The sequence below is a fragment of the Rhizobium sp. BK176 genome, assembly GCF_024808055.1.
The window spans coordinates 1-11,097 of record NZ_JANUBV010000052.1 but is presented as its reverse complement, the minus strand read 5'-3'; the positions used below and the strand labels follow the sequence as shown (position 1 = coordinate 11,097).

The 11,097-nt window shown below is 59.4% G+C and carries 9 protein-coding genes and 1 pseudogene; all 10 read right to left on the bottom strand.

Annotation, left to right across the window (positions count from 1 at the left end):
• Window positions 1–143: pseudogene (locus tag FHT76_RS40790) on the bottom strand (nodulation protein NodT); the annotation flags it as partial.
• Window positions 144–300: 157 nt separating this feature from the next.
• Window positions 301–3,405 (bottom strand): efflux RND transporter permease subunit, encoded by a 3,105-nt coding sequence (locus tag FHT76_RS40785; protein WP_016557260.1) that lies wholly within the window; start codon window positions 3,403–3,405, stop codon window positions 301–303.
• Between the two features lie 43 nt (window positions 3,406–3,448).
• Window positions 3,449–4,666, bottom strand: a complete 1,218-nt coding sequence (locus FHT76_RS40780) for an efflux RND transporter periplasmic adaptor subunit (protein ID WP_183865154.1) — start codon at window positions 4,664–4,666, stop codon at window positions 3,449–3,451.
• A gap of 137 nt (window positions 4,667–4,803) precedes the next feature.
• On the bottom strand, window positions 4,804–5,406 hold the full coding sequence (locus FHT76_RS40775; protein ID WP_183759288.1) for a TetR family transcriptional regulator: 603 nt from the start codon (window positions 5,404–5,406) through the stop codon (window positions 4,804–4,806).
• 103 nt (window positions 5,407–5,509) lie between these two features.
• On the bottom strand, window positions 5,510–6,454 hold the full coding sequence (locus FHT76_RS40770) for a phosphoribosylaminoimidazolesuccinocarboxamide synthase (RefSeq protein WP_183759287.1): 945 nt from the start codon (window positions 6,452–6,454) through the stop codon (window positions 5,510–5,512).
• Between the two features lie 81 nt (window positions 6,455–6,535).
• Complete coding sequence (locus FHT76_RS40765; RefSeq protein WP_183865152.1) at window positions 6,536–8,278, bottom strand: SLC13 family permease; 1,743 nt, start codon at window positions 8,276–8,278, stop codon at window positions 6,536–6,538.
• Between the two features lie 106 nt (window positions 8,279–8,384).
• Window positions 8,385–9,080 (bottom strand): phosphoribosyltransferase, encoded by a 696-nt coding sequence (locus FHT76_RS40760; RefSeq protein ID WP_183865150.1) that lies wholly within the window; start codon window positions 9,078–9,080, stop codon window positions 8,385–8,387.
• A 4-nt stretch (window positions 9,081–9,084) separates the two neighbouring features.
• Window positions 9,085–9,891, bottom strand: a complete 807-nt coding sequence (locus tag FHT76_RS40755; protein WP_183759284.1) for a pseudouridine synthase — start codon at window positions 9,889–9,891, stop codon at window positions 9,085–9,087.
• 183 nt (window positions 9,892–10,074) lie between these two features.
• Window positions 10,075–10,281 carry a hypothetical protein gene (locus FHT76_RS40750; protein ID WP_183759283.1) on the bottom strand — a complete coding sequence of 69 codons (207 nt, stop codon included), beginning with the start codon at window positions 10,279–10,281 and terminating at the stop codon, window positions 10,075–10,077.
• A gap of 135 nt (window positions 10,282–10,416) precedes the next feature.
• Window positions 10,417–10,752: a hypothetical protein gene (locus FHT76_RS40745; RefSeq protein ID WP_183759282.1), complete on the bottom strand. Its 336-nt coding sequence runs from the start codon at window positions 10,750–10,752 to the stop codon at window positions 10,417–10,419.
• Between the last annotated feature and the right edge of the window lie 345 nt (window positions 10,753–11,097).

Below are 11,097 nucleotides of genomic sequence, written 5' to 3'. Positions count from 1 at the left end.
GTCGACACGTCGCCAATGTCCTTGGCGCCACCCTCGCTGAACTTCGCCGGAAGCGGCATCTCCGGAGGAACATGGTCCGGGCCGCTCACACAGCCCGCGAGTAGGAGCAGAAGCGCCGGAGAGGCAAAGCGAAAAGATGCCATTAAAAATCTTCCTGTAACTCGACCAAATTTATTCTTGTCAGAAGCCTTCATGCTTCGCTATCGGCCGCGCTTCGCTCGTACGAGAAACACCATCCCGAAGCAGTTGGCGGCAATGTAACAACGAGTCTCATTTTCTCACAGTGCATTTATACAACACTCACGCTTCATTTTTTTGCGCCCGCGAGAAGAGTCGGCGGATGACAACGAAGAATGAGGGCACAAAGAAGATGCCAAGAGCGGTTGCTGCAAGCATGCCGCCGAGCACGCCGATGCCGATTGCGTTCTGTGCCGCCGAGCCCGCTCCGGTCGCAACCGCCAGCGGTACGACGCCCAAAATGAAGGCAAGCGACGTCATGATGATAGGACGCAGGCGCAGGCGCGCTGCCTCGAGCGTTGCCTCGAAGAGCCCCATTCCTGTTTCCATTCGGTCCTTTGCGAACTCGACGATCAGGATCGCGTTTTTCGCCGCTAGACCTATCGTCGTCAACAGACCGACCTTGAAGTAGACGTCGTTTGCCTGGCCAAAGAGCGTAGCGGCGGCAAGAGCCCCCAGCACACCCACCGGCACGGCCATGATAACTGAGAACGGGATCGACCAGCTTTCGTAAAGCGCTGCCAGGCAGAGGAAGACGACGAGCACTGAGATCGCATAGAGCATCGGCGCCTGCGAACCGGACAGGCGCTCCTGGTAGGAGATGCCCTGCCAGGCCACGGTGTAGCCACCGCCCAGCTGTGCTGTCAGAGCTTCCATCTCGTTCATAGCGTCGCCGGAGCTGACGCCGGGTGCCGAGGCACCGTCGAGCGGGATGGCGCTCACCGCATTGAAGCGCGCCAGTGTCGGAGCCCCCTTGACCCATTCGGTGCGGGTAAAGGCCGAGAATGGCACCATCTCACCGCTCGAGTTGCGGGCGTACCAATGATCCAGATCGTTCGGCTGCATACGGAACGGAGCGTCGCCCTGCACGTAAACCGGCTTGATCTCGCCGTTCAGCGTGAAGTCGTTGACGTCGCGGCCTGTGAAGATGACCGAGAGCATCGAATTGACCGCGGTGATATCGACGCCCATCGCGCCGATCTTCTCCTGGTCGATGACGATCTTCATCTGCGGCTCGACTTCCTTGTTGTTGCTGCGCAGAGCCACGACTTTGCCGCTGGCGTTGGCCATCTGGATCAGCCGCTTCGACGCTGCATCGAGCGCTTCGGTGCCATGACCGCCGGTGTCAACGAGATACATGGAAAAGCCGCTCGAGACGCCGAGGCCCTGGATGGCCGGCGGCAGCAGGGCGAAGACCTGCGCTTCACGGTATGTGAAGAAGGTTTTGAGCGCGCGCGTGACGACGGCCTGCGCATGCAGGTTCGGATCGGTGCGCTCCTTGAAATCCTTGAGCTTGGTGAACACGATCGCGCTGTTCTGACCGGAGCCGTTGAAACCGAAGCCAAGCGCACCAAAGACGGATTGGACGGCGTCCTTCTCATTCTCCTGGTAGTATTTTTCGACCTTTTCGACCACAGCCTGGGTCTGCTGCGTCGTCGAGCCGGGAGGCGTGGTGACGATGGTGAGTAGAACGCCCTGGTCTTCCTGCGGCAGAAAGGAACTCGGCAGGCGGTTGAAGAGATAAGCGCAACCGACGCCAATAAGAAGGAAGACGAGCATGACGCGGATCGGCCGCTTCAGCAGGTAGCCGATGGACCGGACATAGCTGTTGGTAGAACGTGTGAAATTGCGGTTGAACCAGTCGCCGATCCGGTGCTTCTTGTGCTCGCTCACCGGCTTCAGCATCGTCGCGCACAGCGCCGGCGTCAGTACGATCGCGACGAGCGCAGAAAGCAGCATCGCGGAGACGATCGTCACGGAAAACTGACGATAGATGATGCCGGTCGAACCGCCGAAGAAAGCCATCGGAATGAAGACCGCCGTCAGAACGAGGGCGATGCCGACGATAGCGCCGGTGATCTCGCCCATCGACTTCTCTGTCGCCTCGAGTGGCGAAAGCTTTTCTTCCGTCATGATGCGTTCGACGTTCTCGACGACAACGATTGCATCGTCGACGAGAAGGCCGATGGCGAGAACCATGGCGAACATCGTCAATGTGTTGATCGAATATCCCGCCATCGCGAGGATGCCGAAAGTGCCTAGCAGGACCACTGGCACAGCGATCGTCGGAATGATCGTCGCCCGGAGGTTCTGCAGGAAGACCAGTAGCACGATGAAGACAAGAACGATGGCTTCGATCAGGGTGTGAACGACCTTCTCGATCGACAGTTCGACGAAGGGGGTCGTGTCATAGGGATAGGTGATCTCCACGCCTTCCGGCAGGCCGCGGCTGATCGTGTCGAGGGCGGAGCGGACACGGTCGGCCGTATCGATGGCGTTGGCGCCGATGGCGAGGTTGACGGCAAAGCCGCTCGACGGCTGGCCGTTGTAGCGCGATGAGCCGCCGTAGCTTTCCTGGCCGATCTCGATGCGCGCGACATCACTGAGGCGGACGGTGGAGCCGTCCTTCTCGACCTTCAGAATGATGTGCTCGAAGTCGGAAACCGTGGTGAGCTGGCTCTGCGCGGTGATGGTCACGTTGAGCTGCTGGCCGTCGACGGACGGCTGAGCGCCGAGCGATCCTACCGAAACCTGAGTGTTCTGCGCCTCGATCGCCGAGGTCACATCACCTGTTGTCAGCTGGTACTTCAACAGCTTGTAGGGATCCAGCCAGACGCGCATGGCGTAACCGGAACCGAAGATGTTAATGCTGCCGACGCCCTCGATACGTTGAATCTGGTCTTCAATCGAGGTCGACATGATGTTGCCGAGGTCAACCGAACTGCGCTTGCCATCGGTCGAAACGAGCGAGCCGACGAGCAGGATACTCGAGGTCGAGCGGGTGACGCTGATACCGGCGTCGATGACATCACCAGGCAGCTTGGACTGGACCAGCTGGAGCTTGTTCTGGACCTGAACCTGCGCGATGTCGGGGTCGGCGCTGGTGCCGAAGGTCAGCGAGATACTGGCAGACCCGGTCGACGACGTCGACGTCATATAGGTCAGGTCGTCGAGACCGGTCATGCCGTCCTCGATGATCGTCGTCACCGACTTTTCGACCGTCTCGGCGCTCGCGCCACGATAGGTCGCGTTGATACGCACGGTGGTTGGCGCGATGTCAGGATATTGCGAAATCGACAGCGTGAAGATTGCGAGCAAGCCCGCGAGCATGATCGTGATCGCGATGACCCAAGCAAAGATCGGGCGTCGGATGAAAAACTTGGCCATTGGCTTACTGTTCCTGTGCGGCTCTGATCACGGTTCGTCGCGATTACTTCGCGGCGGGCTTTTGCGCTTCACCGGATGCGGCCTGGTCAGCGGGCACAACGATGCCCTTGTCATTGATCTTCATCGGCATTGGCTTGACGGGCATGCCTGCCGTGATCGACTGCAGGCCGCTGACGATCAGTTGGTCGCCATCCTTGATGCCCTCGGTCACAAGCCAGGCGTTGTTGGAGGGCGACGCGTTCTCGAAGATCCGGGTTTCGACCTTGCCGTCAGCCGACACGAACTGCGCGGTCAACTCGCCATTTGCGTTGCGGCTGGTGGCAAGTTGCGGCAGCGCGTAGCCCTGCTCGGCGCCAAGTTCCAGCGTGGCGCGGACGTACATGCCCGGCAGGATGACGTGGTCGGGGTTCGGAAAACGTACACGGATAATGAACGTGCCGGTCGTCTCACTGACGACGGACTTCGACATATCGAGCGTGCCCTTCTGGTCATACTCCTTGCCGTTCTCCAGGATGAGACGGAAGGCGGCGTTGCCGGGATTGCCCTTGACCTCGCCGCTGCGGATCGCATCGCGAAGCCGCAGCAGATTGGTGCTTGATTCCGTCAGGAGGATATAGACCGGATCGAGTTGGCGAACGGTCGTAAGTGCCGTCGTCTGGTTTGCAGCGACGACGTTGCCGACGTTGTATGCTGTCTGGTCGATGACCCCGTCGAAGGGTGCGGTGATCTTGGTGTGGTCAACATCGATCTCGGCGGCGGTCAGGGCAGCCTTCGCGGATTCGACCTCGGCTTGCGCCTGCAGCAGGTTGGTGCGCGCCGTCTCAAGCTCGATCTGTGTCGCGCCGGAACCGACCAGACGCTGATAGCGGTCGAAATTGCTCTGGGCGCTCGGAACGCTGGCTTCCGCCTTGGCAATGGCGGCACGCGCCTGCGCGGCGGTTGCCAGATAAGGAGCGTCCTCGATTTGATAGAGGATGTCGCCCTTCTTGACCTCGCCACCCTCTTTGAAAGGGATCTCGCGAATAATGCCGCTCACCTGCGGACGAATGTCGGCGATCTGCGATGCCTCGGCGCGTCCGGGCAGAATCGTGGTGACGGGGAAGGTGCCCTTCGTGAGCGATACGACACCAACCGGTGCGGCTTGCTGCGCCGCGGCGCCCGGAGCACCGGCAGCCCCCTGCTTGTTGCCGCTATCGCTGCAGGCGGCGAGCACACCGCCGATGGCAAGGGCGGAAGAAACCAGGAAAATGCGCCGTATCATAATGAATTCCTTGTGCGGTGGCGTCCGAACCAATGACCTGCTTCAACGATGAAGTACGATCATCGATCCAGAATCAAATGCCACTGATCCGAATTTAAGAAAGACTTTACGAAGTGACGTAATTTATGAATCGTCACTTAGCAAGCGCTATTTTGCAGTGCGGCATCGACGAAAATGACGATCTGCTTTGCGCGGTGGACAAGTGTGTCCTTGTCGTCACGGGCGATCAGAACGGGATGCAGGACGCTCGCCAGGACATCGGCAACCGTGGCGGCGGCATCCTTCGGGCTGCTGCAACGATAGCGTCCCTTGGCGACACCTTCTCTTATGATGTCGTCCAGCTTCTGGACGATGCGCTCCCTATATCGATTGCCGGCCTCGAGCTTGGCCTGCACCGTCATCAGGACCATTTCGAAGATGTAGGGGTTCTGCTGGATGTCCTGCAGGTGGCTATCGAGCAGACGCAGGACGAAGCGAAGCAATTGTTCGTTCGGGGGTAAGCCTTCATCGAAGGCCGCAAAGCGGTCCGCGACGTCGCCCAGGTGTCGTTCTGCAATGGCGTCGACAAGGGCGGTCTTCGAACGGAAATGCTTGAAGACGTTGGCAGGCGACATGCCGAGGGAAGCGGCAATATCGGCGATCGAAACGGCAACAAAGCCGCGTTGACGGAACAACAATTCTGCCATCGACAGAATGTCTTCGCGAGTTTCCTCGGCCTTGCGTCTTGGCCTGCGTGCCATCCATTCCCCCGCCGGCTCGTGGCCGGCATCTCATTTTGGCCCGATGCTACCGTCAAGGACGGAATGCCTGCAAGCTAATGTTGCAGACTGCTTGCCCGACGCTTTACGAGAAGTAGGGTGACAAGTTCTTGCGGACACGCTCAAGCGGCGTGGCGTCGCTGTCGTCCGGAACGAAGCGCTGCGCCGTGATGGTCTCATAGGCCTTGATGTAGACATCGGAGGTCTGCTTGATTAGCTCGGCCGGGATCTCCGGAATTTCGTCCTTGTAGGGATCACAGCGTTCAGCGACCCAGGCGCGTACGAAATCCTTGTCGAAGCTTGCGGGTCGTGTCCCAGCTTCAAAGCTTGCCTGATAGCTGTCGGCAAGCCAGTAGCGGCTACTGTCCGGTGTGTGAATTTCGTCTGCGAGGATGATATTGCCGTTCTCGTCCGTGCCGAACTCGTATTTGGTGTCGACGAGGATGAGACCCTGTTTGGCTGCGAGTTCCTGGCCGCGGGCGAAGAGCGCCAGCGCGTAGCGCGAAAGCGTTTCCCATTGCTCCTTGGTCAGGAGCCCGCGCTCGACGATCTCGGCAGGCGTCAGCGGCTCGTCGTGGCCGCCGTCGAATTCCTTGCTGGTCGGCGTGATGACTGGGGTCGGGAGTTTCTGGTTGTCGCGCATGCCGTCCGGAAGTCGCATGCCGTACATCTCACGCTCGCCCTTCTTATAGAGAGTGAGGATCGAGGTGCCCGTCGTGCCGGCGAGATAGCCGCGAACGACGATTTCGACCGGCAGGATATCGAGACGTTTGCCGATGACGACATTCGGATCGGGATAGTCGAGAACGTGATTAGGGCAGATGTCCTTCGTCGCCTCGAACCAGTAGCGGGCCGTCTGCGTGAGAACCTGTCCCTTGTACGGAATGCAGGTGAGGATGCGGTCGAAGGCGCTCAGTCGGTCGGTGCTGATGATGATGCGCCGTCCGTCCGGCAGGTCATAGTTCTCGCGAACCTTGCCACGATAGTAATTGGGGAGCTCTGGGAAATGGGCTTCGGAGAGGATTCGCACGGGCTCGACCATCCTTATGCATTGTTCGTGAACTTTCCCCTGCTCTAGTTCCATCACCGGGGATGTCAAGCAGAGCCGCTACTAAAGCCAGAAGAGATAGATAAGAAGAAGCGCAAGACCATAGCTCACCAGCGTCAGCGGGGCGCCGGCTTTCAGGAAGTCGCTGAACCGGTAACTGCCGATGCCCATCGCCAGGGTGTTGTTGTGGTGGCCGAAGGGCGTCAGGAAATCCAGTGAGGCGCCTGCGGCGACTGCGATCAGGTACGCCGACGGAGAATGATGCGCGGTTGCTGCAAAGGCGACAGCGATCGGGCTCATGACGATCGCGACGGTTGCGTTGTTGACAAACGGGGTCAGGAGCATCGACAGAAAGAGGACGAGCGCTACCCCGACGGCAGGTTCGGTCAGCGACACCATCGAACCAAGCGCCGATGCGATGACCTGGGCAGTGCCAGTTGTCGCGACCGCCGAACCTATTGGGATCATCGCGCCAAGCATGATGATGATCGGCCAGTTGAGGTCCGCCATGGCCTGGCGAATGTTCAGGTAATTGAGAAGAGCCAGAACAAGCACGACGCCGGCAAAGGCAATGTCGGGCGTGACAAGTTCGAAGCCCGTTGCCGCGACGCCCGCGGCGAAGATGGCAAAGGGCTGCCAGGACGCCGACTTTGGGGGCGGCCGCTGCGCCGCAAGCGGGAGACACTCGCATTCGTCCAGCGCTTCGGCGATCGCTTCTTGCTCGCCCTCCAACACTAAAATGTCGCCTATTGAGAGCTGCAGATCGGCGAAGCGTCCCTCGATCCGCGGAGAGCGCATCGAGAGGGCCGACACCGTGATGCCGCGGCTGCTGAATACCTCGAGAGAATGCAGTCGCGAGCCGATCAGCGTGCTCTCAGGCATCACGACGGCCTCGACATAGTCGAGATCGGCAGCGGCCAGGCTCGGATGTCGTTGCCGAAGCAGTGTCCCGGCGGATTGCAGCCCCTCGAAGACCGCGTGGTCCGCTTCTGCCAGTAGCAGGTCGCCTGCCTCGACGACGAGTTTGTCGGGCGTGCCGAAAAGGAACTTCTCATCACGAATGAGCGTATGCGGCTGCAGTAAGAATCGACCAGGCAGATCCGAAAGCCGTGTACCGATCAACGATGAGCCCGCCGGGATGCGTCGTTCGGCAATTCTGCGTCTCGACGACGAGGTGGGCTCAGGCGCATCGCTCTCCTCGTTTGGAAAAAGCCTTGGCGCCAGCCAAGCTGTCATGATGATGCCGACGATCGCCACCGGCAAGCCGACATAGGCAAAGTCGAAAAGCCGAAAGCCCGTACCGCTTGCCTCTGCCAAGGCATTGCTGACGAGCATGTTCGCCGGCGTACCGATCAACGATACGATTCCGCCCAACAGCGCGGCAAAGGAAATCGGCATGATCAATTGCCGTTTCGGTATCGCGAGCGCGGCACTCACGCGCAGCGTTGCCGGCAGGGCGATCGAAAAGGCGCCGATGTCATTCATGAAGATGGAAATGAAACCGGCCGCTCCCGACAGGGTGGCGATGACAGCGGTATTCGAAAATCTGGCTCTCACGAAAAAATCCGCGAGCTGATCGAAGATTTGCGCCCGCGCAAGCACTTGCACGATCAGCAGGATCTCGACGACCGTGATGACGACGGGGCTGGCAAAGCCGGAAAAGACCTGTTCGGTCGAATAGAGGCGGAAGGCGTATCCGGCGAGCAGCCCGGCAATCGCAATCACCTCGATGCGGAAGCGCTCCAACGAAAACAGGACGAGCATCGCGAGCAGCAGGATCAGCAAGGATGCTTGCTCGAACGTCATGGTTTGCCCCGAACCTCAATCCATCGCGAGAATGTATCGGTTCGGTCGGCGCTGTATAGAGCGAAATATTGCAGTCGGTGGTCTGCCAAGGTGCTCAGGTCCTGACCTAGGCTGCAGGCCGGCGCCACGTGCCGGTATCGGTAATCTCCAGCATTGGACTAGAAAACACGCCCACTGTTCTCTCACGCCATTGCGGACCGACAGCGTCGAGCGTCTCGCACCAGCGGCGCGACTGCAGCATTGCCGCACCGATGGCAACAGGCTCGATCCCGCAGCCGGCAAGAAGCTGCAACCCCGAAACGATCGAGGCGCCGCTGGAAATGACGTCGTCGATCAGCGCCACGCGTCGTTCCTCGAGGAGGGGCAACATGCGCGGGTCTATATAAAGACGCTTTTGTTGGGTGGGCGTGGTAATCGACGAGAGCGCAACGGAAAGATCATCCCGGTACCAGAATTTCCGAGACGTTCCGAGGGGGACATATCGTGCGTGCCCCAACTTCTGCGCCACGGCTGCGGCAAGGGTCAGCCCGAGCGTCGGCAGGCCGGCGACAACGTCGACCTGAAAGCTCTTCAGTTTCTCGGCGAGGGACTGAGCCAGCACATCAAGGACCGCGAAGCTTGCCTGGTTGATGATCAGAGACGCCAAGGCATGCTGCCCGTCGGCCAGCACGCGCACCGGCAGGCGAAGCTGTCGGCCATCCTCTAGTTCGGCAACATAGCAAGACGAGACATCGCCGTCGCTCGGGAAGGTGCCCGGATTGTGGATCTTCTGCCAAAACGCGTGTGCCGCCAATTCCGTCATGCTGTCAATTCCGTCTCGTCGTTTCCATGCCCGCGCGCCTGCGCAGTTCCTTCAGTTCCGCGTCCGTCAAGGCGCGCACCGCACCCTTGGGCAATTCACCCAGTGCCAAATCTCCGATCGCAACCCGCACAAGACGAAGGCATTCAATATCCAGCGCTTCCAGCATGCGGCGGATCTGGCGGTTGCGGCCTTCATCGAGTTCGACCTCGATCCAGGCATTCTTTTCGCCGTTCCTCAATGATCTTGCCGAGATCGCCTTGAGAACCTCGCCATCGTGACGGAGGCCATAGGTCATCTCGGCCAGCATCTCGCTGTCCATGATCCGATTGACCTGCACATGGTAGGTCTTGCTGACGTGGGTGAGGGGATCGAGCAGAGCCTGGGCGAACACGGTGTCGTTGGTAAAGAGCAGCAAGCCTTCGCTCGCTTTGTCCAAGCGGCCGACGGGCGACAGGTGCGGAACATCGAAATCCGTGAGACAGTCATAGACGGTCGGGCGGCCTTCCGGGTCATCGCGTGTGGTCACCAGCCCGCGCGGCTTGTTCAGCATGAGATAGATTTTCGCCTCGGCAACCACATTGGTCCCATCGACGCGGATCTTTGCCGATGTCAGGTCCACCCAGGCGGAGACGTCGGTGACTTTCCGTCCGTCAACCGAAACGCGACCCTCGAGGATCAGCCGTTCAGCCTGCGTTCGCGAACAGTAACCGAGCTTTGAAAGCGCGCGCGGCAGCGTCACACGCTTTGCCAGCGCTTCATCGCTTGGTCTCGTGCGCTCGCGCGATGTCTGTATTGGGCGCCGCTGCCTCACCCTGTTTATTCCTGTCGGTTTCGGAGAAGTCGTAATGACACGAACAGGGGCACTATGCCAGCAAGCGGCAATCAAAACCGGGGACAACGAGACGACGATCTGGAGGCGAGGGGAAGGCTGAAGAAACAAGAAGGCGCCAATGGCGCCATCTTCAATGTGTCTTCAGGTTAGGTCAGCAACATCTCAGTGGCGGGCCATGAAACCGGCGAGCTCCTGGCGGCTGATAACGATGCCCGCTGCCGCTTTGGCGGGATCGGGATGCGTATAGGATAGGAACGGCAATTCGGGCAGTTCAAGGGCTTGGCGCATGTTCATGATGCCTACCGCCTTACGGCCGTTGACGCCATCAACACTGACTTCGACTATAAAATGTGCTTGCTTGCTCTCCATCAATAGTCCTCCCTTTATTCCAGCGGCGTTAGTAACGACGAAACTTGGTTTTTCTAAGACCAAAGTATTACGGACCGCGTTGATCTTCGGATCAAAGCGGTCCCGATATAAAGGCAGGCGCCCTACCGGCGTCGATCAGTGCCACCAATGGCGTGGAGGCTGCTGGCTGCCACTTAGGAGATAGCCGGCTAGAAAGCCAACCGCAGCGGCAAGTGCCAACGCGGTCGTCGTCGCAGCGGCGTGCTCACGGGCGGCGCCTGCGGCCGCCACACCTTCAGCCCGGATCTGGGCGACCGCGCCTTTTGCGCGGGGCAGGGCATCATCATAAGCCTTGCCGGCCCGTTCGCGCACTTCGTAATAGGCTTCGGCTCCTTGCGCCGAGATCATTTTCTGTAGGCGGGATACTTCCTGCTGAAGCGCGGCGATGTCCTTGCTGACGGAAGCTTTGATGTCGTCGGTGGTGACAGCCATGTCTTTCTCCTTTCCTTTACACAAACGAGAACTCAAAAGAGCTGCGATAGGTTCCGGGTGGTCGGATCTGCAGGGCCGTGAGGGGCAAATGATCCTTTTTGGTCGATTTTCAACCCTCTGGCACCGCTTTTGGGCGTTCTGTAAGGGATCTGGAGGGGTGGGAACGGCGCTCTTCGACCTGTCGGTAAGGGAATTTCGAGGTACGCTCCCACGCGATCCTGCCGTGTGAATAACTCTCTCCCGAAAATCGGTCAATCGAATCAGTGTGTTACAAAAATGTCAAAAAACTTTGTTTTGCGCTGTTGACTTAGAAAAGGGGTAGGATCTATAAGCCCACTCACTGAA